Source organism: Corynebacterium sp. TUM25015 (genome assembly GCF_056393505.1).
Genome location: NZ_CM150783.1, coordinates 834344 through 859915, shown reverse-complemented (window position 1 = coordinate 859915; position 25572 = coordinate 834344). Strand labels below are relative to the sequence as shown.

At 59.6% G+C, this 25572-nt stretch carries 19 protein-coding genes and 1 pseudogene; 12 read left to right on the top strand and 8 right to left on the bottom strand.

Annotated features, from left to right (window positions below):
- Window positions 1-61: 61 nt before the first annotated feature.
- Window positions 62-1630, bottom strand: coding sequence for an ABC transporter substrate-binding protein (locus AC06DS_RS03880; RefSeq protein WP_477101174.1), 1569 nt, complete (start codon window positions 1628-1630; stop codon window positions 62-64).
- Window positions 1631-2347: 717 nt separating this feature from the next.
- On the opposite strand from AC06DS_RS03880, the gene AC06DS_RS03875 reads away from it, so the two are divergent.
- Together AC06DS_RS03875 and AC06DS_RS03870 are read left to right on the top strand one after the other, a co-directional pair.
- Window positions 2348-2686, top strand: a complete 339-nt coding sequence (locus AC06DS_RS03875) for a hypothetical protein (protein ID WP_293790612.1) — start codon at window positions 2348-2350, stop codon at window positions 2684-2686.
- A gap of 189 nt (window positions 2687-2875) precedes the next feature.
- On the top strand, window positions 2876-6163 hold the full coding sequence (locus AC06DS_RS03870; RefSeq protein WP_477101051.1) for a (Fe-S)-binding protein: 3288 nt from the start codon (window positions 2876-2878) through the stop codon (window positions 6161-6163).
- A 127-nt stretch (window positions 6164-6290) separates the two neighbouring features.
- Here the strand turns inward: AC06DS_RS03870 and AC06DS_RS03865 are convergent, their stop codons facing one another.
- On the bottom strand, window positions 6291-6932 hold the full coding sequence (locus AC06DS_RS03865; protein ID WP_473963853.1) for a DNA-3-methyladenine glycosylase: 642 nt from the start codon (window positions 6930-6932) through the stop codon (window positions 6291-6293).
- Between the two features lie 144 nt (window positions 6933-7076).
- On the opposite strand from AC06DS_RS03865, the gene AC06DS_RS03860 reads away from it, so the two are divergent.
- On the top strand, window positions 7077-7853 hold the full coding sequence (locus tag AC06DS_RS03860) for a hypothetical protein (protein WP_477101050.1): 777 nt from the start codon (window positions 7077-7079) through the stop codon (window positions 7851-7853).
- Between the two features lie 88 nt (window positions 7854-7941).
- The gene (locus AC06DS_RS03855) at window positions 7942-9195 is read left to right on the top strand and encodes a pyridoxal phosphate-dependent aminotransferase (protein WP_366789169.1); all 1254 of its coding nucleotides are present in this window, start codon (window positions 7942-7944) and stop codon (window positions 9193-9195) included.
- Between the two features lie 58 nt (window positions 9196-9253).
- On the opposite strand, the gene dcd is transcribed toward AC06DS_RS03855, so the two are convergent.
- Window positions 9254-9820: a dCTP deaminase gene (gene dcd / locus AC06DS_RS03850; RefSeq protein ID WP_477101049.1), complete on the bottom strand. Its 567-nt coding sequence runs from the start codon at window positions 9818-9820 to the stop codon at window positions 9254-9256.
- A gap of 25 nt (window positions 9821-9845) precedes the next feature.
- Window positions 9846-11207 (bottom strand): UDP-glucose dehydrogenase family protein, encoded by a 1362-nt coding sequence (locus AC06DS_RS03845; RefSeq protein WP_477101048.1) that lies wholly within the window; start codon window positions 11205-11207, stop codon window positions 9846-9848.
- Window positions 11208-11702: 495 nt separating this feature from the next.
- Between AC06DS_RS03845 and AC06DS_RS03840 the strand changes: the two genes are divergently transcribed.
- Window positions 11703-12044, top strand: coding sequence for a hypothetical protein (locus AC06DS_RS03840; RefSeq protein ID WP_473963857.1), 342 nt, complete (start codon window positions 11703-11705; stop codon window positions 12042-12044).
- Window positions 12045-12099: 55 nt separating this feature from the next.
- Entirely contained in the window at window positions 12100-12426 is a 327-nt protein-coding gene (locus AC06DS_RS03835; protein ID WP_473963858.1) for a hypothetical protein, read from the top strand.
- A 131-nt stretch (window positions 12427-12557) separates the two neighbouring features.
- On the opposite strand, the gene AC06DS_RS03830 is transcribed toward AC06DS_RS03835, so the two are convergent.
- Window positions 12558-14318 (bottom strand): VanW family protein, encoded by a 1761-nt coding sequence (locus AC06DS_RS03830; protein WP_477101047.1) that lies wholly within the window; start codon window positions 14316-14318, stop codon window positions 12558-12560.
- A gap of 42 nt (window positions 14319-14360) precedes the next feature.
- Window positions 14361-15341, bottom strand: a complete 981-nt coding sequence (locus AC06DS_RS03825; protein WP_477101046.1) for a glycoside hydrolase family 3 N-terminal domain-containing protein — start codon at window positions 15339-15341, stop codon at window positions 14361-14363.
- On the opposite strand from AC06DS_RS03825, the gene AC06DS_RS03820 reads away from it, so the two are divergent.
- The 4 genes and pseudogenes from AC06DS_RS03820 to AC06DS_RS03805 form a co-directional block, all read left to right on the top strand.
- Window positions 15340-15579 (top strand): hypothetical protein, encoded by a 240-nt coding sequence (locus AC06DS_RS03820; protein WP_477101045.1) that lies wholly within the window; start codon window positions 15340-15342, stop codon window positions 15577-15579. The genes AC06DS_RS03825 and AC06DS_RS03820 overlap by 2 nt on opposite strands.
- Window positions 15580-15636: 57 nt before the next feature.
- On the top strand, window positions 15637-16185 hold the full coding sequence (locus AC06DS_RS03815) for a universal stress protein (protein WP_477101044.1): 549 nt from the start codon (window positions 15637-15639) through the stop codon (window positions 16183-16185).
- A 99-nt stretch (window positions 16186-16284) separates the two neighbouring features.
- Window positions 16285-16488, top strand: coding sequence for a DUF2613 domain-containing protein (locus AC06DS_RS03810; protein WP_448306868.1), 204 nt, complete (start codon window positions 16285-16287; stop codon window positions 16486-16488).
- 14 nt (window positions 16489-16502) lie between these two features.
- Window positions 16503-18515, top strand: a pseudogene (locus AC06DS_RS03805) (DUF3367 domain-containing protein); the annotation flags it as partial.
- A gap of 1349 nt (window positions 18516-19864) precedes the next feature.
- Here the strand turns inward: AC06DS_RS03805 and AC06DS_RS03800 are convergent.
- Window positions 19865-21139: an acyltransferase family protein gene (locus AC06DS_RS03800; protein ID WP_477101043.1), complete on the bottom strand. Its 1275-nt coding sequence runs from the start codon at window positions 21137-21139 to the stop codon at window positions 19865-19867.
- 224 nt (window positions 21140-21363) lie between these two features.
- Here AC06DS_RS03800 and pgfA point away from each other — a divergent pair, with 224 nt between their 5' ends.
- Window positions 21364-22620 carry a cell envelope lipid trafficking protein PgfA gene (gene pgfA / locus AC06DS_RS03795; RefSeq protein ID WP_477101042.1) on the top strand — a complete coding sequence of 419 codons (1257 nt, stop codon included), beginning with the start codon at window positions 21364-21366 and terminating at the stop codon, window positions 22618-22620.
- Between the two features lie 29 nt (window positions 22621-22649).
- Window positions 22650-24422 carry an MmpA family trehalose lipid delivery protein gene (locus tag AC06DS_RS03790; RefSeq protein ID WP_477101041.1) on the top strand — a complete coding sequence of 591 codons (1773 nt, stop codon included), beginning with the start codon at window positions 22650-22652 and terminating at the stop codon, window positions 24420-24422.
- Here AC06DS_RS03790 and AC06DS_RS03785 read toward each other — a convergent pair.
- Window positions 24373-25527 carry a glycosyltransferase family 4 protein gene (locus AC06DS_RS03785; RefSeq protein ID WP_293790558.1) on the bottom strand — a complete coding sequence of 385 codons (1155 nt, stop codon included), beginning with the start codon at window positions 25525-25527 and terminating at the stop codon, window positions 24373-24375. The two genes, AC06DS_RS03790 and AC06DS_RS03785, sit on opposite strands and share 50 nt — an antisense overlap.
- Window positions 25528-25572: the final 45 nt, after the last annotated feature.

Genomic DNA, 25572 nt, shown 5'->3' with positions numbered 1-25572 from the left:
CAGCGGCTCCGCCATGAGCGGAGTTAGCAGCAGAAGAAGTGGTAGAAACCGCTCTCATGTGTTATTTCTTCCAAGCGGCTAGGCGCCACCAAGGCCCCCACGTCACGCCGTGAATATGGGGTTCGAGCAGGAGATTCGGTTTCTTCCACGAATTTTCCTTTGAGACGTAAATGTGGTTGACGTTCGCCAAAGCCAGCATGGATGGGTTTTCTGCGTGCTCGGCTTGGATCTTGCGCCACAGTTGGTTGCGCTTCGCCTCGTCGTTCTCACTGCGCGTCTCATCCAGCAGGTCATCCAATTTCTTGGAGCCGTAGTTGCCTGGATTAGCCCACTTACCCGTCGCGGGTGTGCGTGTGTGCAAATACTCATAGGCCATCACCGTGGCGTCATAAGGGGCCGATCCGCCGCCCAAAACGACCGACACATCGTGTACCTTCGGTTCGATGTCTTGCCACGTGCTGGACTTGGTTTCGAACTCTAGACCCAGCTTCTTCATCTGCGAGGCGAACTCGATGGCGATGTCTCGGCGCAGCGTGTCGTTGCCTGCATAGTAGAGGTCTACGTGGAAGGGCTTACCGTCTTTTTCCCGCACACCCTGGCTGTTCTTCTTCCACCCAGCTTCATCGAGTAGTTTCTCCGCTTTGGCCACGTCGTGTTGGAAATCCAGGGCTGGATCGTGGGCATCACCGTAGATTGAGGACAATAGTCCAGAGATCGGAGTGCCCTGCCCCGCCAATGGTCCATCAATAAATGCCTGCCGATCAGCGGCGAGGTTCAAAGCCAAGCGCACCTTCGGATCGGCGAACTCGGGCGTTTCAGGGAAGGAAATACCCCGCCAATCAGCCGTCTTGGTGACATCTACGCTGATGCCGTCCTTACCTTCTAACCCCTTCAGTTGGCTGGGCGGAATAGCGGCACCATCAATTTCACCAGCAGCTACGCGCTGCGCGCGGGCCGTATCATCCGCAGCCGTCGTAACAACCAATTCCTTGACTTCCGGCGCACCGTCAAAATAGTTGTCGTTGGCTTCAAAGATCGTTTCATCACCCCGGCGCTCCTTCAGGTGGTAAGCGCCAGTACCCACGGGTTCGGTATTCAGCTTGCTTTGGGTAACGGCCCCTTTGTCCAGCATCTCGGAGGGAGCGATCGCGTAGGTGAGTCGCGACAACATTTCGGCAAGTGGGGAACGCAACTTAAACACCACGGTGTGCGGATCTTGGACCTGCACCTCGTCGATGATGTCGTAGCGGCTGACTACTTCGGAACCGGCGGAAATGTCTTTGGCTACGTCATACGATGCCTTCACATCTTCGGCATCGAAATCAGAACCATCGCTGAACTTCACTCCCTCTTTGAGCTTCACAGTCCACTTCGTGGAGTCAGCATTGTGTTTCGGCATTTCCGCAGCCAGTGCTGGCATAAAGTTCGGAACCTTGTCTGACGACGATGGCTCTGGTCGCAGCAGACCGTCGTAGATCGGGCTCACACCGGTTTGGGCATATCCCGTCGCTGGGTGGAATCCATCGCCAGCTTTACGGTCTGCCAAAACCAGCCGGGTGGGGTACTGGCCCTCCCCACCGGAAGCTTGGCGGCTCGGGTCACCGCAGGCTACCAGCGCCCCTCCAATCATCACGCCGGTTAAGGCACATGCTGCCCTTCGCCGCAGTTTTGTTCGCATACGTCATTCCTGTCCAGCACCCTATTTAAAGCACTTATTGCAATTCATTGTCATTATTAGAAGAAGAAACTACCTTACGGCATATTTAGATTTCAACCCCTTGAACTTTTCTCGACAGCACCGCAGGGTGCCTTAAGCTTGGATGCCATGGACATCTTCACCCGCGCCACTCCTGAACCCCCTCATGCGTTGCGACAGCATTTCGCAATGCGCTCCCACTCCTGCGATACACATACCGTCTACTCCATTGCCCCTATGCAGTTCGGGGGCTCTCATTCCACCGACGCCACGCGCAACAGCCCGCACACTTCCGCCTTGGCGGAGATTCCACCCGAACACGCAGCTTCACAGGCTGTTCTTTTTATTGCGCCACACTCCCCCTCAGAGCCATTCACAAACAGACATTGGGATCTCGCCTGGCAACTCGCGGAAACCGATCTTCGAGTTGAAATACCAATCCCCCGCGCCAATAAAACTTCCACATCACCTTCCACTCCTCCCCCACACCCCACCACAGCATCTTCAACGCACCCCGGCACACCATCTTCAACCGCTACCGCCTCCTCCACAGGCTCTGCGACCATCCGTCAGACCTACCGCAACCTCCTAACGGACCACGGCCCTCAACTCGTAACAGCCATAGCGGAATCGTCTTGCATCCCCGAGTTATTGGACGCACTCCAGGAAGCGACCGCACCGCGCACCATTGTGCTACTGGCGCCCCAAGCTAAAGACATAACTCTACTGAAACAGCTCTTCAGAGCCGATAGCCCGATCGCAGACCGTGCGCTAGACACTGAAGTACACATCTTCTTCGCCAAGAAGGATAAGGGAAGCCCGGGGATCGTCGACGAAGCGTCGAAATTAAAGAAAATTGGAGCCACAGTCATCCTCCACGAAAGCGCTAGCGGCGACCGCCTATACCATCTGCGACGTTCAAAGGCAGGGCGCGCAGCCCGGAAAGCGATCATTTCTGTGGCACACAACACAGCAGCTCGGGATATTTAAGCAACATCATCGTTTCTAAAATACTGCCAAAAAAATAGGCGCGACCAGCGGAGAAAACTTCACCAAAGCCCTGTTCAATTGTTAATCTACCTAGCAAGTAATTAGTTCATACATATTCCGATTCCAGCTCGGATGTGAACTACTTGACTGAGTCACCGTGGCTCATACAGGACTTGCGAGGAGCACAACATGGACCTGCTTGCAGCAGGGCAGGCGACCTCCAATGACATTCCATGGAACATCACCGTTCCACTGGGCATCATTGGCGCGCTGCTTTCACTGCCCGCCTGGATTTTCTTCATCCGTGGCGCGGCGCAGATCTTTACCACGATCCGCCTCGGCCAACCGGCGCTGAAGAGGACGGACAATCCCGCCGGCCGACTGATGAACCTGATTAAGGAGATCGTCGGCCACACCAAGATGGCTAAGAAGCCGGGAGTAGCGATTGCTCACTGGCTGGTCATGGTCGGATTCCTGCTGGGATCCATGGTGTGGTTCGAGGCCTACATCCAGATCTTCGATCCCGAGGGCGGTTGGCCAATCATCGGCGATTGGGGCCTGTACCACTTCGTGGACGAACTGCTGGGCTTGGGCACCGTCCTTGGCATTATCGCCTTGATCATCATCCGTCAGAAGATTGGCGATAAAGATAAGAAGGCACGCTTCTACGGTTCCAACTCTAAGGCCGCGTACTTCGTTGAGGCCGTTGTGCTCATCGAGGGCTTGGGCATGATCTTGGTGAAGTCCTCCAAGATTGCTACCTTCGCCAGCTACGAAGGTGGCCACGTAGCAACTGACTTCTTCACCATGCAGGTCGCCAAGATTCTGCCGGAATCCCCACTGCTGGTTTCCATCTTCGCGCTAATCAAACTGCTTTCCGGAATGATCTGGCTGTTTATCGTGGGCCAGAACATCAAGTGGGGCGTTGCATGGCACCGCTTCATGGCTTTCTTCAACATCTTCCTGAAGCGCAACTCCGATGGCCGTAACGCCCTGGGTGCAGCGAAGCCGCTGACCTCCGGTGGTCGCATGCTGACCATGGAGAATGCAGATCCGGAGGAAGACTCGATCGGCGTAGGCAAGATCGACGACTTCACCTGGAAGGGCTGGATGGACTTCACCTCGTGTACCGAGTGTGGTCGCTGCCAGGAGCAGTGCCCGGCGTGGAACACCGCGAAGCCGCTAAGCCCGAAGCTGCTGGTCACCAACCTGCGTGACCACGCCATTGAGTCCGCACCGTACCTGAAAGCCACCCGCAAAGACGAGAAGCACAGCGGTGGCATGTTCTCCGGCGATGGTGCTACCACTGCCGTTCTGGATGACCCTTCTGTTGACGCCCACGCGGACATGCCGTTGCTGCAGCTGGTAGCTGCGGGCGAGATGGGTGTTATCGACCCCGACGTACTGTGGTCCTGCACCAACTGTGGCGCCTGCGTGGAGCAGTGCCCTGTGGATATCGAGCACATCGACCACATCGTCGATATGCGCCGTTACCAGGTACTCGTTGAGTCCGACTTCCCGACCGAGCTGGGTGGCCTGTTCAAGAACCTGGAAACCAAGGGCAACCCGTGGGGCCAGAACAACAACAAGCGCTCCGACTGGATCCAGAAGGCCAAGGAAGATGGCATCGAGGTGCCGGTATTCGGCGAGGACATCGAGAACTTCGACGACACCGAGTACCTGTTCTGGGTTGGTTGTGCGGGCGTCTACGACGACAACGCAGTAAAGACCACCCGTGCTGTCGCCGACCTGCTATACACCGCCGGTGTGAAGTTCGCCGTACTGGGCGAGGGCGAAGGCTGTACTGGTGACTCCGCCCGCCGTGCCGGCAACGAGTTCCTCTTCCAGATGCTGGCAGAGCAGAACATTGAAATGCTCGACAACGCTTTCGACGGCGTTCCGCCGAAGCAGCGCAAGATCGTCGTGACCTGTGCACACTGCTTCAACACCCTGCGCAACGAGTACCCGGACCTGGGCGGTAACTACCAGGTTGTCCACCACACGCAGCTGCTGAACAAGCTGATCCGCGAGGGTCGCCTGGAGCCGGTTGCCGCACCGCAGAGTGGCCGCCAGGTCACCTACCACGACCCGTGCTTCCTGGGCCGCCACAACAAGGTCTTTGAGGCTCCACGTGAGCTGATCGGCGCTTCCGGCGCCAACCTGGTGGAGATGGATCGCAACCGCGATACCGGCTTCTGCTGTGGTGCCGGTGGTGCTCGCATGTGGATGGAAGAGCACCTGGGCGAGCGCATCAACCTGAACCGTACCGACGAGGCTCTGGCAACCGGTTCGGATGCCATCGCCATCGGCTGCCCGTTCTGTAAGACGATGATGACGGACGGCGTGAACAACCGTCAGTCCGACATCGAAGACAAGAGCCAGCGCACCCAGGTTATGGACATCGCCCAGATGTTCCGCGAGTCCGTCTTGGTTGACGGCGAACTGCCAGCACCGAAGTCTCCGGAGTTCCTGGTTGCGCCGGAGCGTGGCTGGGTAGACGAGGAAAAGCTGGCCCGCGAAGAGGCTGAGCGCAAGGCTGAGGAAGAAGCCAAGAAGAAGGCTGCCGAGGAAAAGAAGCGCAAGGCTGAAGAAGCTAAGAAGAAGGAAGCTGCTGGTGGCGCCGCCGCTGCTGGAGCCGCCGCCGCTGGTGCCGCTGCTGCAGCACCGAGTGCTCCGGGCGCTCCTGTTGCACCGGGTGCTCCGGGCGCTCCAAAGGCTCCGTCCGCTGGCGCTCCTGCTGCTCCGTCCGCTCCAGGTGCTCCGGCAGCTCCATCCGCTGGCGCACCATCTGCTCCGGGCGCACCTGCTGCACCGGGTGCTCCAAAGGCTCCGTCCGCTGGTGCTCCTTCTGCACCATCTGCTCCGGGCGCTCCAGGTGCTCCGGCAGCTCCGTCCGCTCCTGCTAAGGAAGAGCCAGCAGCAGCTGAAACGACTTCTGATGGCAAGATCAAGCTCGGCGCAACCGCACCGGCGGCACCAGGAGCTCCCGCAGCTCCCTCTGCTCCGGCGCCAGCGACCCCATCGGCACCAGCAGCACCAGCGCAGAACCAGGCAGACACCGAGACCGCATCTGCTGAGGCCGAAGCTCCACAAGCACAGGCACCAGCAGCTCCGGCACCAGCACAGTCGGAAGCCAGCACTGAAGGTGGCGTCATCAAGCTAGGTGCGATGACCCCTGGCGCGCCAGGCGCTCCAGGTGCACCAGCACCGACCACTGCTGCGGCACCGGCTGCTCCTGCAGCGAACGAGGCGCCTGCAGAACCTGAGGCTCCAGCCGAGACAGAGACTCCCGCTGAGCCGGAAGCACCTGCAGAGCCGGAAGCACAACCTGCACCAGAGGCACCAGCCGAGGACAACGCTCCTGCTAAGGATCAGGAGCAGCCTCAGGCAAAGACGGAAGGTGGCGTCATCAAGATCACGCCAACCGTCCCAGGTGCACCAGGTGCGCCAGGCGCTCCGGGAGCCCCCAACGCCTAAGGTCTAAAGCCTGAAGTCGGGAAGAATTTCCCGGTAACAACAGCCGCATCTGCTCAGCAAGAGCAGGTGCGGTTGTTTGCGTCTGTGAGGTTCGGACTACTCCGGATCACCCGTGAAGTGCCACGCGCTATACCCTTGGGCGACCTCGTGGGGTACTGACCGTGGGATCTCCTGGGATCCAAAAGCGCAGCGGTGCATCGACATTCTTGCTGATGCCGATACGCTTTCCCGCCACGAAGTCCACTGATTCGCTTGCGCGCTGAAAGTGAAGGACAGGCAGACGGGATGGATTAGAGGTTTTGCCTTGTCGAACTTCAGCCCCGTTCAGCTCGAGGTCGAACCCCATCGCCTGGCCGAGGTTTCCTGGACCGCGGGCCAACGCGGCGTCGAGAACCTTAGATCCCCGGCGCCGACGAGCAACCTCGTAACCATCGATGACTTCCCCACCACGCAGAAGCACTCCGCCCGCATGTCCATCAGGACTGCACACTAAGTTCCCGGCGCGGTGAATGCCATAACTCGCATACACATACAAGTGAGACGAAGGACCGAACATCGTCATGCAGCGCGGAGTGGGCCCCTTAAAAGCGTGCGATGCAGGATCGGTTTCCCCAAGGTAGGCCTCTACCTCCGTGATCCGAATGGCCACCTGCCCCAAACGCAAAATGCCGCCCAACAACAACGGGGCGACGGCATCCGCAGACTGGTCGAAATCAATCAGACTGTCATTGAAAGCGTCGATCGAGTTACTAGTGGAAGCGTCGGTCATGCCGCAAGTTTAAGGCAAGCACCCGGAAGCGGGAGCAGCGGCAATCGGCCCCCGTCCAGCCCGGGAATGTACCGCACGCGTATGGTGCCCTAGAATGAATTCTCATAGAGAGGCCTCACGCCTAAAGATAGAGGTAGGTTTTCCATGACTGACGCTGATTCGACTGACAAGAACGCTCCCCTCACCTCGGGGAAGTCTGTAAGCGACGCTGAGGAAACCTCTGTTATGAAAGTCAGCAACGACGGTAACGGCAGTAACGACACTAACGGCACTAACGATGCAGACGCTCCGAACAGCAAGCCGACTGAACCCGCGGAAAATCCTGAGTCTCAAGAGGAACCCGAAGAAGAAAAGCCAAAGTCGGGTTTTCGGAAGTTCTTTGGGATCATGCCGTTCTGGGCTTGGGTTCTTACTCTCGGCCTGATCGCAACAATCATTGTTGCCATCGGCGCCTACACCTCCATGCGATCCACGGAGACGGGCACTCCCGGCAGCATCAGCAACACCGAACAGCTGAAACCCTCGTACCCGAAGCCCACCACCAGCGGCAAGTACGATGACGACGATACGAAGCCAACCCCCGACGCGGGATCCGGCTACGGATCGGGCTACGGCAATGGGTACCAGGACTACGGCTACACACCACAGGAACCGCAGCAGACAGAAGCGACTTCCACGGAATCCGAAACAGAGAAGCCATCTACCAGCCCCAAACCCTCTACTCCGTCCCGCGGCGGAGACAACCGCCCCTCTCCGAGAGGCAATCGCGGCAACAATAGCTCAAGCCCCCGCCCCCGCGTTGGAGGCGCCGTCGGCGGTAACACAGGTGGTGGCACGGGCAACGGCAATAGCTCCCCCAACACCGGCGCCGGCGACACTGGCACTGACAGCGATTCCGACGCAGACGCTGCCGAAGAGTAGTGTGCCGCCCCGATAGACATACGCGCGGTCGCGCATACGCAGGGTGGCGTCGTCAAAAAACTATAAAAACAGCAGTCACAATGGCACAATGGAGAGAATGAGTAGACCCAAACGCCCAAGCGAACTGCGCACGTTGGACCAATCGACGAAGCTGCAAAACGTCCTCTACGAAATCCGCGGCCCGGTGAACACCGAGGCGGAGCGGATGGAGGCCGACGGGCACCGCATCCTGAAGCTCAACACGGGCAACCCCGCGGTGTTTGGCTTCGAGGCGCCGGATGTGATCATGCGCGACATGATCGCCGCGCTGCCGACGGCGCAGGGCTACTCCACGTCAAAGGGCATCATTAGCGCCCGGCGCGCCATCGTTTCCCGCTACGAGGTCATCCCAGGCTTCCCCCAGTTCGACGTCGAAGACGTTTACCTGGGCAACGGTGTATCCGAACTAATCACCATGACAATGCAGGCGCTGTTGAACGATGGCGACGAGGTTCTGATCCCCTCCCCCGACTATCCACTGTGGACTGCCTCCACGTCACTTTCCGGCGGCCGCCCCGTGCACTACCTATGCGACGAGGAAAACGACTGGATGCCCTCCATCGAGGACATCAAGGCGAAGGTCACGGAGCGCACGAAGGCCATTGTGGTCATCAACCCGAACAACCCTACGGGTGCTGTGTACTCTCGCGAGATCCTGCAGCAGATCGTGGATGTGGCCCGCGAGCATTCGCTGTTGATTCTGGCCGACGAGATTTACGACAAGATTCTTTATGACGACGCCCAGCACATCAACGTCGCATCACTGTGCCCGGATCTGCTGTGCATCACCTACAACGGTCTCTCCAAGGCCTACCGCGTGGCGGGCTACCGCTCCGGCTGGATGGTTATTACGGGCCCGAAGGGGCATGCAAAGGGCTTTATCGAGGGCGTGAATGTCCTGGCTGGCACACGCCTGTGCCCGAACGTGCCGGCGCAGCATGCGATCCAGGTTGCGATTTCTGGTCGCCAGTCGATCGACGATCTGGTGCTGCCGGGTGGCCGCCTGTTGGAGCAGCGTAATGCGGCCTTCGAAGCCTTGAATGAGATCCCGGGTGTGAGCTGTGTGAAGCCAATGGGCGCGCTATATGCTTTCCCGCGCCTGGATCCGAATGTGCACGAGATTCACGACGACGAGAAGTTCATGTTCGATCTTCTACGCTCCGAGAAGATCCATTTGGTGCAGGGTACGGGCTTCAACTGGCCTACCCCGGATCACTTCCGTGTGGTGACGCTGCCGTGGGCCAGTGACCTGCGCGCGGCGATCGAGCGCTTGGGTAACTTCTTGGCTAGCTACCGGCAGTAGCTGTTACAGGCTGGCGCCCTTCTGGGGCGCCTTTTTATTGACGCCACCTGCGCCCCAGTTACTTTTGGAAATTCAGGTAGGCCTTCGAGGGGGTCGGGCCGCGCTGCCCCTGGTACTTGGAGCCCAAGGCGCCACTACCATAGGGGGATTCCGCCGGGCTAGTCATGGCGAAGAGCGCCAGCTGCCCAATCTTCATGCCCGGGTAAAGGGCGATGGGCAGGTTGGCCGTATTGGAAAGTTCCAGGGTGATGTGCCCGTTAAAGCCCGGGTCGATAAAGCCCGCAGTGGAGTGCGTAAGTAGCCCGAGGCGACCGAGGGAGGACTTGCCTTCCAGGCGCCCAGCAAGGTGTGCGGGAATGCTGAAGCATTCCAAGGTGGCGCCGAGGACGAACTCGCCGGGGTGCAGAATGAAAGCCTCATTGTCGGGGACTTCCACCAGGGTGGTGAGCTCTTCCTGTGGCTGCTTCGGATCGATGTGCGTGTATTTGGAGTTATTGAACACGCGGAACAGGCCGTCGAGGCGCACGTCGATGCTTGATGGCTGAACCATCTTGTCGTCGTGAGGGTCGATCTTCAGCTCGCCGGATTCAATGGCGGCGCGGATGTCTCGGTCTGAAAGTAACACGCTCTATAGCCTAGCGGGTGTGGAGTTAGCCCCGGCCTAACGCCAGGAATTTCCACCCCGCGGCCTCCCAGGTCTTGCGGGGCAGGCAGTTGCGTCCATCCAGCACGACGGGGTGTTCCCCTGCCACCAGCGCACGGGCAGCCACTGGATCGAGCTCTTGGAACTGCTTCCACTCCGTCGCCACAATGACGATTTCCGCACCACGCAGCGCTTCCTCCACATCGGGCGCGTAGTTGAGCGTGGGGAAGATCTTCGCAGCGTTCTCCATACCCTGCGGGTCATACACGGTCACATTCGCACCACTCAGGGAGAGCGAACCTGCTACAGATAGCGCTGGGGAATCACGCACGTCGTCACTGTTGGGTTTGAATGCTGCACCCAGAACCGTAACGTTCCGACCAATCAGGGAACCGCCCAGCGTCTCGCGCGCCAGCTCTACTGTTTTCTCGCGGCGACGCATATTAATGGCGTCCACCTCACGAAGGAACGTCAGTGCTTGGTCGGCGCCGAGTTCACCTGCGCGAGCCATGAACGCGCGGATGTCTTTTGGCAAGCAACCGCCGCCGAAGCCCAGGCCTGCGCCGAGGAACTTGCGGCCGATGCGATCATCCATGCCGATTGCGTCGGCGAGCGCAGTAACGTCCGCGCCGACAATTTCGCAGAGCTCGGAGACGGCATTGATAAAGGAAATCTTGGTGGCTAGGAATGCATTGGCCGATACCTTAACCAGCTCGGCGGTCGGCAAATCCATGACGAGGAACGGGGTTCCCTCGTCGAGTGCGGGGGCGTAGATCTCCCGTGCGAGGTCTTCAACCCGCTGTTGTCCTGCTTGGTCTTCACTGTTGGAGCTATCCCCGCCGAGGCCTAGGACGATGCGGTCAGGGTGCAATGTGTCTTTCACAGCATGGCCTTCGCGGAGGAACTCAGGGTTCCAGGCAATAGCAATGTGCGCATTGTTTGCTGACGCCGCCGTTATTTCATTGGCCTTCAGCTGCAACTCGTGCGCAGTGCCGACAGGCACGGTGGACTTGCCGAATACTGTGTGCTGCCCCTTGACTAGCGGTGCGAGGGTCTCGATGACTGCATTTACATAGGTGGTGTCTGCAGCATAGGAACCTTTGCGCTGTGGGGTACCCACTCCGATGAAGTGCACGTCGGCAAACTCAGCTGCTTCTGCGTAGTCAGTAGTGAAGCGCAGGCGACCAGCCTCAATGTTGCGGGTGAGGATTTCTGGCAGTCCCGGTTCAAAAAAAGGTACGCGCCCTTCCGAAAGAGCCTGGATTTTGTCCGGGTCGACATCGACTCCGAGCACATCGTGGCCCATTTCGGCCATGCAGGCGGCGTGGGTTGCGCCAAGATATCCCGTTCCAAACACTGTCATACGCATAGCAGGCAAATTTACAATTGCTAGGTAAACGGGAAGTAACCTTCAGATGATCTTGTTAGCAGCGTTAGGTTAACTGCGTTTGAGCACTCCTAAGCCCAATCTGAGCGTCAGGTATGCACATCATCAATCCCGGTAAGGTGCCGAACGCTCAAAAATATCGTCACCCCCCCGAAACAGCACCCCCATCCGGGAGTCAAGGCGACACGCTGATTATTGATAGATATATCCGTATAGCTGGGCATATAAGAGGGAAAGCTATCCCACTTCAGCGCGTAAACGATTTAGATGACCCAAATCACACCGAATGTTCCCTCCCAGTTTTCCAAAAGCTTCAAATCCCTGTTAAGGTTTATCTTTGTTAGGGCTTATCAGCGTTTCTCCAGCTTAGTTGTGAGATTCTCTTATGAAAGAAGAAGTGAACAACAAGGAGCCCCGGGGGAGCTTGAGTGAAGTCCTAGACTTCGAACCGCTCACACTTTCAGAAAGGCATTTCAGATGCGTAAGTTCCGCAACGCAGCTCTGGCTGTTGCTACCGCTACCACCGTTGCCATCTCCGGCGTTTCCGTTGCTTCTGCTCAGAACAACGAGGGCCAGAACCCACCCGCTACCGGCTCCTCCGACCTGAAGGACAAGCTCGGCTGGGGTCAGGACTTCACCGGTGACCAGGTCGGTAACTGGCTGAACCCGAAGTACGACGGCGAGGACAAGAACAGCGCCCTTCCTCTGTGGGCCAAGATCTTCGTCGGTGGCGGCATCGCTGCTGCAGCTGCTTCCGTCCTGGGCCTGGTCGTTGCTCCGGCCTACAACTTCCTGAAGTACAACGGCTTCCTGGGCTAATTCCAGAGCTGCAATTCTCTTTCATCACACGATTTCAAGGAAAAAGGATTCTAACATGAAGAACTTCCGCAAGGCCGCTCTGGCCATCGCCACCGCTTCCTCCGTTGCACTGGGCAGCACCGCTGTTGCTTCCGCTGAGGGTCACCAGAACCTGTCCCCGATCTACGGCTCCTCCGCTGAGGCTAATAAGAACGTCGGCGAGGCTCTGAACACCGGCGACAAGGTTCACGGCGCTAACCTGTGGGGTAAGGAGCAGATCGACAACCAGCCCGGCTGGTGGATCCTGACCAAGACCCTGACCTTCACCGCTATTGCTGGCGCTATCGCTAGCGTTGGCATTGCTATCGGCAACTACCTGAAGAACCAGGGCATCATCATCTAAGACCCTTTAGAGCTCCAAGCTCTGGGCTTCGATAGCCGAGGGGGCGGGAACGATATTTCGTTCCCGCCCCCTTTTCGCATGCCTGCAGTTCTCCGTAGGCCCGCCCCCAGAGCCGCCGGAGGCTTAGGCTCTTACTTACAGCTCACGATCGGCTGGGGATCGTAGACCGTGCGCTGGGTTTCGCGGGATAGTTCCTTGCCCTTCAGATCCTTTACCACGCGCGTATCGGTAGTGGTAAAGCCCGGAGCACCCGAGGATGGCGAGCATTCATCGCCATCGAGCTCAATCTTTTTAGGCGAGGTCGGATTTGTCCGCTCACCCGGGATGGATTCCACATCCACCTGCTTCACACCACGTAGCTCCACGGTGACGTCGCCATCACTCACACGCGTCCTAATGCGCACAGGGGTATCAAATGGATTCTTAAACTTCAGGTCGATCGCACCCTCGTACACCGTGGCCTCGCGACCAGCCGGATAGCGGGAAATGTAATACGAGTGCGGAGTGTGAGCGACGTCTTCCATACCCGCGAAGTAAGAAGCGTTATACAGTGTGGTCGCAAACTGCGAAATGCCACCGCCCACAGCCTTGCCGGCGTGACCGTCAATAATGATGCCGGACTCCACAAAGCCCTGCTCCGTACCACGTGGGCCCGTGTGCCCGTTCAGAGAGAATGTCTCGCCCGGCAGAACGATGGCGCCGTCCACCATCTCCGCTACACGGCGAATATTGGTACCCGACGGACCGCTGAAGCCACCAGTAGTAAAGGTGCCGACGACATCGTCAAAGTGTGCCTTCTTGGCCTGTGCGGTGGTGTACTTTGCCTTCTTCTCTTCGTAGAGAACCTGATGATCGCGCTTCTTCTTATCCAGAGCCTTGGCCTGGAAGTCGCCAAGCGTTTCCTTCCACTGAATAGCCACACCGTCCTTGGACGGCACCACCTCGATATCGTCGCCGTGGAACTCGAAGCTAGCGTCCCGATATTCCACCTCAGTGCTGGAAAGCTGTTCGCCTAGGATCTCCTGCACCTTCTCGGTATTCCACTGCGGCATGAACTCACCGCCTTCCACCTTGAAGGTCAAAATGTCATGCCAGTTCTGTGGGGTGATTACACCATCGACCTTTTCCCGGCCATGGAACACCAACTTCTTCGCCGTCGCGGGCACCACGTACTGCTTGGCTGCCCGCTCGGCTGCGTCCTTATCAGCATCAGCCGGCGTGATGGTCGCCTCCACGTTCACGCGACCATCAGTGTTCAGCCAGTTGTCTCGCACCTCGGAACTTAGCAGCTCTCGATCCACGGTCTGCCCCGGCTTGTCTTCCTTAATGTCAGCTTTGCCCTCGGTATTAACGGAAAGCTCAGCATTCTGTGGGTCGCGGGTTAGTTCCCTTTCGACGCGGTTCAGGGAGCGGTTGAGATTCTCGTCCGTAATCTTCGAGATAATGCCCACCTCACGGGTCTCAAAGAACGAGCGGATACGCGTAATAGGGTTCAGCGGCTGCTGCCCTGCCTGATCCACCGTGGCACCCCAATCCACCTGCATGCCGGACTGTGTGGGCTCAAGCTTGGTACTCATATTGCCCGCCAGAACAGTGACCGGCTGTCGGGTACACTCCCCCAGGTCGTTACGTAGGCGCTGTTCAGCCTGGGATTTATCCACGCCACTGATGTCTACACCACCGACGGTTACGCCCCGGGGAACCTTGCCTTCACTCATGGCCAGATCTACGCCGTAGAGGATGCCCCCCAAACCGATCAAGCCGATAAAGAACCAAGCCCACCACGGAATGCCTCGCCGCTTGCGGGGCTTGACGGGACGGTTCCCGTCCCCCACCTGCGCACGGTGCTGGCCGTGTGGGCGACCTTTGCTCGTCTGATCCTGAGAATTCACGCAGGTAAGTCTATCGTGAATGCCCCCGATCAGGGAATTCTTTTATCGCGGATTACACGTGCGATTCACAGAATCGCGCACATGCTCTTCCGGAATCCGCCCATCGTCAATCGCCTTGCGGATGGCTTCCACCACATCGGGGATCTCCACCGCACCCGCCGCCGCCAATGCCACATCCGCACCGGCTGCCAGCGCGGCAACAGCTGCCTCGGGACCGGGGTAGCGATCCGTCACAGCTTTCATTCCGGTCAGGTCATCGGTATAAATCACGCCATTGTAACCTGCGGCGTCATGCTGCGGCCCGTAGCCGCCATCTCGCAGCAGCTTGTACGCGGCAGGGTTCACGGACGACGGCAGCCCCTCGCCGAGTCCCGGAACCTGTACATGGCCAACCATGACGGCCATTCCGTCAACGTCGATCAGCTCCCGGAAAGGTAGCAGATCTTTAGCTTGCATCTGCTCCAGGGGCGGAGTGGTCACCGCACCCATGTGCGAATCTCCCGTCGCGTGACCATGTCCTGGGAAGTGCTTCAGGACAGGAGTCACACCGGCCTCCTGCAACCCCTCCGAGTAGGCCCGTGCGTAGTCCGCGGCAATCTTCGGATCGGCACTGAAGGAACGGGAACCGATCGCATTGTCAGAGACATTCTGCCCGCCAGCCAAGTCCACCACTGGCGCGAAATCCACGGTAATGCCCAGGTCGCGGATCTTCTTGCCATGTTCGGCCATAAGGTCGCGCACTTGGTCGGGGCTCATCGTCTCCGCCATCTCCTTGGCACTGGGGAGTTCGCCGATAATCTCGGATAGGCGTTGCACCAGCCCTCCTTCCTCATCCACACTCACCGTCAGCGGTTCACCCGCGCGCTTCTCCAGCGCTGCCAGGCTACGCGCGGGATCACCTTGGCCATTGAGGATTGAGCGATCAGTCTGCGAGCCGATAAAAAGGTGGCGCACGCCTTCGTCGATGGCTTGTTCTGCAGATTCGTAGCTAGTGACGCCCACAGCCAGCATTCGGCCAGCCATGTCCCTCGGGGCCTTGTTCTCCACCTGGGTGCAAGCCTTTTGGTTCTCCGCCTCGGCGGCAGTACTGCCGGTCGGCGGAGAGCCCGCGGAAGAGGAGGCAGCGGACGTGCTGGCAGAGGTGGAGGATGCGGTGGGCTGGTCAGTGGGCGTCGAAGAGGAACAAGCGCTTGAGGCAACAAGAAGAGCGCAAGCAACGGCGCCAATGGCTACATGTCTACGGGGCATAGTATTAACGTAGTAACAAACGCAACGTGTAGCGCACCAATCGAAGGGCGCATATCAAGGAGCGAGCAACATGACCGAACAAGCACAGCAGACAGAACAAGCGCAGCAAACACAGCACAAAACCTTTGACGCGAGCGGCGATACCGTACTCATCGCCTATGACGGCTCCGCCGAGGCCCGCGGAGCTGTGGAGCACGCCGGGCGCTTCCTGTCGGCGAAGAACGCCTACATCCTGACGGTCTGGGAGCCTATCCACCGCCAGGCGGCACGTGCGGCGGGCATGAGTGGCATGATGCAGCACGACTGGTCCAACGAGACCGGCGAGCATCCAGAGGATGATGATCCGGCTTACGCTGAGGCCGTCAACATTTGTAACGAGGGCGTGGAGTTGGCTAACTCCCATGGTTTTGTTACCGAACCCTTTCTGGTAGAGTCCGGAACGGCTATTTGGAGCGCCATTGTTGACGCAGCTGATGAACTGGACGTGGATCTGATCGTGACGGGCACTCGCGCCCTCTCCGGTTGGAAGTCTTTCCTACAGTCCAGCGTGTCGGACAGCATCATTAAAAACGCTGGTCGCCCCGTTTTGATTGTCCCACCCATTGAAGATGAGGACTAGTTTTCGCAAACGAATGTTTGTGACGTGTTTCATTGGGTACGATCAACAAGAAGCTAGTACGCTAAAACCACAACAGTCCCACTAGGAACAGGAAATCACATGGCTAACGAAACCGCCTCCACCCGTCGCGGCCTGGGCGCCCTGGTCGCCTCCGCAGTCGCAGGCCTGGTTCTGGGCGGCGCCGCAACCTTCGGTGCTGGCGCAATGGCCGACACCACTGAACTCCCCACCGATGAGCAGATCGCCGTGAACCAGGACAATGCCTTCCTGGGCGCAGTCCAGTACGGCGGCCGCGCAGAATAAGGCGCACCACCCACGTGCCAAGTTCGGCGCACCGTCCCCTTTCTCGCCACGCATGGGCTCTTAGTGCCCTTGCGTGGTTTCTTTTCGCGTTCCTACAGTCCCCCGGGCTGATTTCAGCCGATACAAAACTGGATCTAACGGCCGATCCTTGGGGCTTTCTACGCCAAGCGCTGTACCCCTGGACGGATACTTTCCCCCTGGGGCAATTGCAGAACCAGGCCTACGGATACCTGTTCCCCCACGGCCTATTCTTCGCAGTCTTTTCCTTCTTGCCCGATTGGATAACGCAACGCTTGTGGTGGGGGCTGCTACTTACGCTCGCTTTCGCTGGCACTGTCCTGCTGCTGCAACGGCTCCAGATCGGTAGCCGCAGCTCGCGGGTGATCGCCGGCATCCTCTTTGCACTATCTCCACGCATTCTCACCACGTTGGGGGCTATTAGCTCCGAGGCGTGGGTGTGCGCACTTGTGCCCTGGGTGTTGTTGCCGGTAGCGAGCGCCGCCCTCATAGCGCGAAGTGGACGAGGTTGGCCCGACCGGCGCTCACGCACCTACCTCGCAAAATACGCCCTCCTCAGCGCGCTGGCCGTACTCTTCCTCGGCGCAGTGAATGCCGTCGCTACAGTTGTGGCCATCCTGCCCGCAGTGATTTTCTGGCTCGGCATGTGCCTACGCCGTCCACGGGTGGGTCTCTACTTCGCACTGTGGTGGGTTCCCGCCGGGTTGCTCGCCACATTCTGGTGGATCGGTCCACTCCTGCTGCTGGGGAAATACTCGCCGCCGTTCACGGATTACATCGAGTCAGCCTCGCTGACGACCAATTGGATGAACCTCGCCGAGATTCTGCGTGGCACCACCAGCTGGACCCCTTTCCTCTCCGCCGAGCGTCAGGGTGGCTACGCGCTGGTCGGCGAACCGGTCTTCATCGCCGGAACCCTATTGGTCGCCTTTCTGAGCCTGTGGGGGCTTACCCGCCCGAACCTTCCCTTCGCCCGTCGCTGGCTGGCGATTCTGTTAGTGGGAATCGGTGCAATGGTGTTCGCCACAGCCCCGATCTCTCCGCTCTCCGTGTGGGGTCGCATATTTCTCGACGGTGCGGGCGCCCCGCTGCGCAACCTGCACAAATTCGATCCACTAGTGCGACTCGCACTGGTGGTCGGTATCGCCCACGGCCTTGCACGCCTTCCCTGGCCGGGACTTAGCCGCGAGCGCTGGGCACGGTGGCGCAACCCGGAAAAGTACCCGGAGGTTCCCCGCGCCATCGCCATAAGCCTATTGATCGCCGTGGTCACCGCCACGGGCTGGAGTGGGCGCATCGCTGCCGCCGATGCCTACCGCCAGATTCCTGACTATTGGACCCAAGCCGCCGACTGGTTGAACTCCGAGGTCAAGAAGGAAGCCGGGGATTCCCATACCCCTGCCCGCACTATGATCCTCCCCGAGGCTCGATTTGGTCGACAGACCTGGGGAAACACCCGCGACGAACCCGCTCAGCCACTACTGGACGTGCCGTGGGTCGTGCGCGATTCCGTGCCACTAGTGCAGCCCGAGGCCATCCGTGGGTTGGACGGACTCCAGCGCGAACTCGATTCCGGCACAGCCATCCCCACCCTCGCCCCTACGTTGTGGCAACAAGGCGTGGGCTATCTGCTGCTGCGCTACGACCTCACCACCGCTGCCGATACGCCGGGCGCCAAGCGGGTTCAGCGCACCCTCGACCGATCGGGCGGATTCGAGGAAGTCGCCTCCTTCGGCGACGACCAGGTGCGGATCTATCGCGTCGACGGCGGTGTTACAGATGGCACCGACGGCACCGCGGGTGATCTGCGGATTATCGACGCCGAACGCATCGACGTCGCCCATGCCAGCCCCGAGGCCCTTCCCCGCCTGGCGGCAGCGGACGCTGCCTTAGGCCGGCAAGGCGTGCCGCGGACGCGCGTGGGGGCGTCCCAAGGAAAAGACCTAGGGGTACCGGCACAAACGGTAACCGACACGCCTGCGCTGCGTGAACATAACTACGGCAACGTGGTGGGCGCCGACAGTGAGATCCGCAGCCTCGACGATCCCAGCCAAGTACTCAATCCGGTGCGGGATTACCCAGTGCGCGATGCCGATGGGCGTCCGCTGTCTCCGGAGGAAATGACGCATGTGGAGACCCAGGGCGAGGTACGTGTTTCATCAACCGCAGCAGACCCAACGGGCTTCGGCGGTGCGGAAACGTATTCGTCGGCAACCTCCGCAGTGGATGGCTCACAGCGCACCGCGTGGCGGCCGACGGTCGGCAACGTTGCCGGACAGTACATCGAGTTCCGGGTGGGCGACGCACACAACAAGCTTGGGTTGCACCTAGACATTCAGGGGCGGCCCGCACGCGTGCAGGTGACAACATATCTGCAGGGCAAGACGGTTTCGGGCACCAGCGCTACCCTCAAGCCCGGCGAAACGAACAAGGTCAAGGTGCCCGCGGGGCGCGCAGATTCGATCCGCGTAACGATTGTGGGCGCCTTCGGTGACTTCGGCATCGCCGAGGCAAAGGTACTGGCCGACGGCGATGAGGACGTGACCCCGCGGCGAGTACCCACTGTGCCTGCTGTGCCTGCTGCCGGGGAAAGCGATAACAAGTCGACGCTAAACCGGTGGGTTTTTGGCCAAGAGATCAATGAATCCGTGATGCTGCGTGGCTTTGAGATTCCCAAAACCGTTGGCAATGGTACCGGCGAACTGCCGGTTGTTGTCCACTCCTCCGAATGCACAGCTGACGGAAAGAAGGGTGCGCCGGTAACGATCGACGGGCAAGACTACTTCTGCGGAGACACGCTCAACCTCACAGCGGGCAAGCACATCCTCTCCACCACCGCACGCTGGTCGGCGCTGACAGTTGCCGAGCCGCTGTTCGCCGCAGCAGTGCGGGAAACACCGGCGGCCCAGCCCCTGCAGCAAGGCACTCGCCTGGAACCTGCGGACAAGAAGCGCGTACTATTCAGCCCCTCGCAAGCAAACCCCGGACGGATCGCCACCCTGGAGAACGAAGGCGAAAGTATTCAGCTGACACCTATCACCGTCAACGGTTGGCAGCAGGGGTGGATCGTCCCGGAGGGCGCCTCCGGGCTGGTAAAGATCCACTTCGAAGGCACGGGACTGTACCGCGCCTGGCTGGCTATCGGACTAGTCGCAGCGTTGGTCCTGGTGGGGCTATGCATTTTCGTCGCACGACGGACACGCGGACTGCCGCGCCCGGAACTGGTGGCAAACGAGGAGCCTGCGCAGCATTCTCCACGAGTGCGCCGGGCTATCCGCGCGGCCAAGGTTGTCGCTGGCGCAGCGGCATTCCTCGCCTTGCTGCTGTGTGTGCGCGGCAACTGGGGCAGCGGAAACTACTACGCAGGTGGGTTCGTTGTTAACGGCGCACTGGCCGTCGTGTTGCTGGTCGTAGTCGGCTCGGTACTCGCCCGGTCGTTCCGGTCTGCGCGCACCGAACGCCACCAAGAGTTAATCGCCCGGCGCGCAGGCTCCTCCACCACGGAGTAGCTCAGCGCGGCCACCGGCACGCTCAACACGAACGTCGCCACCAGTACCAGCGCCGTGTGCCCGCTAAAAAGGTTCACGCCCAACAGTGGGAACACAATAGAAAGCAGCGACATGTGCCACAGGAAGATCGCATAGGACCAACGCCCCAGTGCCTGCATCAGCGCGGACTCCAGGAACTTGGATCTTGGCGCCAACGTATAGGGCACGATCAGCGAGGCCGCAAACACCAACCCATACAGCGTCCGGCGGGCGAACTCCGCCGGCGCCGCGTGTGTAAGCCCTTCCGGTCCATCCGAAGCTGCGACCGCCAGCGCCCCCACAGCCAGGAGCCAAAACACCCAGCGAAACTTCGCGATAGCTCGAACCACCGGCAACTGGTAACGGGCGTCAATACCCTCGGCACCTTGCTTACCCGTCAGTGCGTAGGCGCGATCCTGCACGATCGACTCCAGCTCTGCACCGAGCAATCCCACCCCGAACCACGCAGTAAATGCAGGTGGCATGATGTGTGGATTAAGCCCTCCCGGCTCCGGCGCGTCGGCGAATGCGGGGATAAAAGCCCAGCCAAAGCTTGCCGCCGCCACCCCGACGATCCACGCGATACGCCATTTTCGTTCTTGACGCCCCCACGCCACACCGATTAACGGGAGAACGAGGTAAAAGGCCATTTCTACGCACAGGCTCCATAGGTGAGTCAGCCCACCGATGAGACCACCGTCGACGTAGATTTGCGTCATGGTGATGTTGGATAGCATCTGCCATACCGTTGGTGCACCCGCTACCGGGAAGAACAGCAGAACTATGGCGACGGTAACCAGATAGGCGGGGAAGATGCGCCCGAGACGCTTGACGTAGTAGCCCGCGAGAGTCATCAGATTGTCGTGCGAGGTCGACAATGAGAAATCCGCCCGGTGACGGCGCCACAGTAGGAAACCGGAGAGGGCGAAGAACACTGGGACGAAGAAATCCGTGCGTGCCATCATGCGGTTAAGGAGGTTGCCGGTATCCGCGCCCGTCTGGAACGCGACGTGGGTGATGATGATGCCGGAGCAGGCAATCGCGCGCAGACCTTCCAACGCGGGGAGGAAAGGCGCGGGTCGGGCGGATACTTTCTTTGGGCTCATCGGGATCAGCATAACCGACCGGGTGGACTGTATAGAACAAAACTGCAGGCGGAAGCTGCAAACAAGACTTTTCTGGAAAAATATTTTAAATCTACGAAGTATCTAGTTTTGATTGGCTAAAGTATTGGAAGCTTCACAGGCTAACTACAGTCACATCAGAATCTTGTTCCTCCGGCCAGTGGTCCGGATAAAAGCAGACAAATAGAGTCAGGAAAAACCATCCTATGAAGAGAATCCTCTCCTCCGTAGCGATCGTGCTCGGCGTGGCATTGCTGGTCTTTGCCATTGCACTGCCCACTTATGTCGTTCCGAAGGGCAAGGTGCTGCCACTGGACCTCGTGTCCACCACGGGCACCCCAAAGACCGAAGGTAATCTGCTGGATTCCGGCGCACTAGCTTCCGGCAAGCCGGTCGGCGACAACAAGGACAAGCCCGAGTGCAAGGGCGACAATCCGCAGGTCAAGTGCTTTATCAACAAGGGGCTCGAGATGCAGTCCCAGCGTTTTACGACCGCACAGGAGCCCTCGGACGATAAGGTCGTGACATTCGAGGCCGGCCAGACTTTGTTCCGTACGGACAGGAAGGAGCCGAAGAACCTGATTAGCGCCTCCATCGACCACGTCACCCTGGATCGCAAGACCCAGATGCCTGTGCCAGACCCGACGTCCTCGGTGGAGCTGAACGCACCAGCGCTGGATGCAGCGGCGAAGAAGGGCGAGGACGAAGAGGTTGAGACCTCCGTGGCGCCGTTTACCCGCCCCGGTATCACCTACCAGTTCCCGATGGGCACTGACCGTAAGTCCTACGACTACTTCGACATGCAGATCCTAAAGACCCAGCCGATCGACTACGTCGGCGAGGAGGAGCAGGATGGCGAGAAGGTCTACCGCTTCGAGCAGACCGTTCCCCCAACCGAGCTGTACCCGGCTCTGCGTGAGCGCCTGGAGGCCGATGGTGAGCTGTCCAAGGGTGACGAGGGCACCCTGGCTGCGCTGCGCCTGAAGTTCCCGGCAAAGGTGTGGGGCCTGGGCGAGGATGAGATTAAGAACAAGTCCGGCGAAAAGAAGGACGCCGACGAGAAGGACGAAGAAGGCGCCGACAAGAAGGAAGACCTCGGCCCTGAGGTCGAAATGTCCCGCTACTACACCGTCCACCGCGTGCTGCGCGTGCAGCCGGATACCGGCGTGATCGTCAACGGCTCCGAGGAAGTCTTCCAGTACTACGCACAGGACGACGAGGACGCTCAGCGCATCTACGAAAACAAGGAAGAAGAGATCAAGAATCCGACCCGCACCGCCGTGTACTTCCCCGGCGCGTGGGACGATGAGTCTCGCAAGCAGCAGATGAGCAAGGCCAGCGACGGCATCAAGAAGATGAAGCTCATGGGCACCATCCTGCCGTGGATTCTAGGCGCAGTTGGCCTGATCCTTCTGGTTATCGGCTGGATTGCTCACCGTTCAGCCCGCCTGGCAGGCAAATAATCCCCCGCTGAACTACTAGACTATTGACTGTGAATTCGCAGTCGCTTAAGACCACCGCCAAGCGCGATAGCCTGATCGTGCGGGGGTGGTCTTTTGTAGTCTCCGTAGTCACTCTGTGGCCGTTTTGGTTGGGGCTGCGCCCCGACCCCACCAAGGCTTATCTACTGCGGGACATGTTTGTTCCCCACTCGCTGCCGGATAACTCCAACAACCTGGGGATTAATGAGGGCGCTCCGCGTGCCCTACCGCAGGATGCGATCCTCGCCCTGTTTTCCCCGACTATCCCAGCGTCCTTCATCGCCAGCGCGCTTGTCATTGTCTCAAGTTTGATGGGGTGTTTCTTTGCGGCCAAGATGGTGCGGGGGATGGCAGAGGGACGGCTATCAGCACAGCTATTGGCGGCACTTTTCGTCGTGTGGAACCCCTTTGTTATCGAGCGTTTTCTGCAAGGGCAATGGACTGTCGCCACTGCGGGAATGTTGCTGCCCGCCATCGCTTATCTATCTTCGGCTCGCCGCCACGGACTTCTTTATGTCGCGATCTGCCTATGCGGTTTTGTCCCCACTGGATTGATCTTGGCACTAATCACGGCGCTGGTTTTTGCTCCTTCACGCGGGGAACGCCTGCGCAGTCTGGCTGCGAGCGCTGTCGCTTCCCTTCCGTGGATGCTGCCGGCACTGTGGATCTCCAATTCTTCGCAGACCCGCTCCGATGCACTGTCGGCTTCTCTGTTCTCCGCCCGTGGCGAATCGTTTCTAGGCCCCCTCGCCTCCACCATGGGACTTTCCGGTGTGTGGAACGCTGAGGCTTCCCCACCTTCTCGCACTTTGATGTCTGTGGTCATCGGCATGCTGTTGTGCGTAGTGTTGTTGTTCGGCTTTAAAGAGCTATGGCGCGTCTACCGGGCCGCCGCGGTACTGACGGTTCTTGCCTTAGTGACGCCCCCTCTGCTGGCCACTCCTTGGGGCGTGGATGTTATGGGCTTTGCCATTAGCCATGTGCCCGGTGCGGGCATGTTCCGCGATACAACCAAGTTCGTTTGCCTGGCCATCCCCGGTTTTGTGCTTCTCCTGGCCGTCGCCGTGGAACGGCTGGATCCGCGCCGTGCACGGGAAAATTCTCCTAAGTCCACAGCTCCACCGAAGTGGGCGCCTCAGGCGGCGGCCGTGGGACTGGCGGCTGCGTGTGTCCTGACGATTCCGGCCTTTCCTGCCGACATGGCCCCGCTGAAGCGTGTGGAGCTTTCCGATACTTGGAATCAAATGTCCAACATCATCTCTGGCGCGCCCAAGGGAAAGATTGTGCTGCTACCGCCCGGCAATTACCGCACCCGAAACAACCGACCACACGTGGCTCCTGGGCTGAAGCTCTTGCCGGGCTCGCCGATGGATCCGGGGTTTTTGATCGTCGATGGTCACGTGGTCGACGGCAACCCGGCCAGCATGGCGATCCTGTCTGACCTTATGAGCGGCAAGAACACCCTGAAACGCAACGGCGTGAGCTGGGTGCTGGTGGACTGGTACTCCGTCAACGATGGGGAAGCGATGGCTAAAGCTATGCAGGTGCTGAACTCGAAGGGAATCCGCCGAGTCTTAAGCTCCGATAACTACGAGCTTTTCCGGGTACAAAGTCCGACACTTCCGCACAACCCTGTGCAGGATCGCGCACCGCTGTACGTGGGCATGACTTTCTACTGGATGCTCATGATGTGGGGAATGTGCTTGTGGCTATGGCGCACAATCCAGGGGCAGACTAGTGCTCGGCCTCCTCGCGCAGCAGTTTCTCCCATGAAGCTCCGGTAGCTTCCCAGGAGAACTCCCGCGCACGGCGCTGCGCGGCACGCCCCATTGCCCGGCGCTTCTCGGGGTTGTCCAGGAGAAACTCCACCGCGTTCATCAGCCCACCTGGCGAATCGCACAGCAGACCGGTTTCCCCGTCAATAACAGAATCCCGCAGCCCGGCAGAAGACTCATAACCCACGGTTGGCACTCCGTGTTGCCCGGCCTCAATGACGGCTAGACCCCATCCTTCCTTCCGGGAAGGCATTACGTGCACCGAGGCGCGGTTGAGGATTCGGTGCTTCAACTCCTCGGACACGTAGCCGTGGAAGATCACCAGCGGTTCGATGCCCAGCTCGCGGGCATAGTCCCGCAGACGGTCGGCCCACCACCCGTCGCCGATAACGTCCAGGCGTACGTTCGGATGGGTGCGCGCCACCGCGGCTACCGCGTCGAGCGCATGTTCAATCTGCTTGTGGGGCACCAGTCGAGAAAGCGCCACCAAGTGAATCGTCGGTTCTTCAATGGCATCGTCGGAGTTGGGGTTAGGGGCGTCCGGAATCAAAGAGGAAGCAACCGGATCCACGCCGTTACGAATAATCTCAATATTGCCGCGAGGCACACCCAACTCGATAAACTCCTCGGCCGACGGTGCCGAGACAGTGACCCAACGGCGACGGCGGTGGATCCATGGCGAGAGAGTCGATTCGATAAACCACCCGATACGGGAGAGCACCGGGCCTGCGACAGACCACTGCTCACGGTGGCAGTGGTGGGTGAGCACGACCGTGGGCGCGCCCGCTACGAGGGAGGCGAAGAAAGGCACACCGTTTTGTGTATCCACCACCACATCTGGGCGCCCGATATCCGCTAACGGCCCCCGCCCCCGACGCGCGGCAAGGATTGCAGCTAGGGCACGCAAGTAGACCGTTAAGTTTCCGCCCCCACGGGAGAAGCGGAAGTTGGGGCTCAGTTGTTCCGAACGAGACGCACCGGAGTAGTGTGCCGTGCGGAAAACTACCTGGTGGCCTTGGTCGGCGAGGTACTGCCCGACTCGCTCCAAGTAACGCTCGCTGCCGCCACCTTCGGGGTGGTTCGTGTCGCGCCAACAGAGAAGCAGTACTTTCATGATGAACACTATTCTATCCACCCCTGCCAGCACCTTTGAGGGCTT

Bases quoted from the DNA above. Each gene is read 5' to 3' on its own strand.
- AC06DS_RS03880 (WP_477101174.1), bottom strand. From the start codon at position 1,630: ATGATTGGAGGGGCGCTGGTAGCCTGCGGTGACCCGAGCCGCCAAGCT.
- AC06DS_RS03870 (WP_477101051.1), top strand. From the start codon at position 2,876: ATGGACCTGCTTGCAGCAGGGCAGGCGACCTCCAATGACATTCCATGG.
- AC06DS_RS03865 (WP_473963853.1), bottom strand. From the start codon at position 6,932: ATGACCGACGCTTCCACTAGTAACTCGATCGACGCTTTCAATGACAGT.
- AC06DS_RS03860 (WP_477101050.1), top strand. From the start codon at position 7,077: ATGACTGACGCTGATTCGACTGACAAGAACGCTCCCCTCACCTCGGGG.
- AC06DS_RS03855 (WP_366789169.1), top strand. From the start codon at position 7,942: ATGGAGAGAATGAGTAGACCCAAACGCCCAAGCGAACTGCGCACGTTG.
- AC06DS_RS03845 (WP_477101048.1), bottom strand. From the start codon at position 11,207: ATGCGTATGACAGTGTTTGGAACGGGATATCTTGGCGCAACCCACGCC.
- AC06DS_RS03840 (WP_473963857.1), top strand. From the start codon at position 11,703: ATGCGTAAGTTCCGCAACGCAGCTCTGGCTGTTGCTACCGCTACCACC.
- AC06DS_RS03835 (WP_473963858.1), top strand. From the start codon at position 12,100: ATGAAGAACTTCCGCAAGGCCGCTCTGGCCATCGCCACCGCTTCCTCC.
- AC06DS_RS03820 (WP_477101045.1), top strand. From the start codon at position 15,340: ATGTCCCTCGGGGCCTTGTTCTCCACCTGGGTGCAAGCCTTTTGGTTC.
- AC06DS_RS03825 (WP_477101046.1), bottom strand. From the start codon at position 15,341: ATGGCTGGCCGAATGCTGGCTGTGGGCGTCACTAGCTACGAATCTGCA.
- AC06DS_RS03815 (WP_477101044.1), top strand. From the start codon at position 15,637: ATGACCGAACAAGCACAGCAGACAGAACAAGCGCAGCAAACACAGCAC.
- AC06DS_RS03810 (WP_448306868.1), top strand. From the start codon at position 16,285: ATGGCTAACGAAACCGCCTCCACCCGTCGCGGCCTGGGCGCCCTGGTC.
- AC06DS_RS03800 (WP_477101043.1), bottom strand. From the start codon at position 21,139: ATGAGCCCAAAGAAAGTATCCGCCCGACCCGCGCCTTTCCTCCCCGCG.
- pgfA (WP_477101042.1), top strand. From the start codon at position 21,364: ATGAAGAGAATCCTCTCCTCCGTAGCGATCGTGCTCGGCGTGGCATTG.
- AC06DS_RS03785 (WP_293790558.1), bottom strand. From the start codon at position 25,527: ATGAAAGTACTGCTTCTCTGTTGGCGCGACACGAACCACCCCGAAGGT.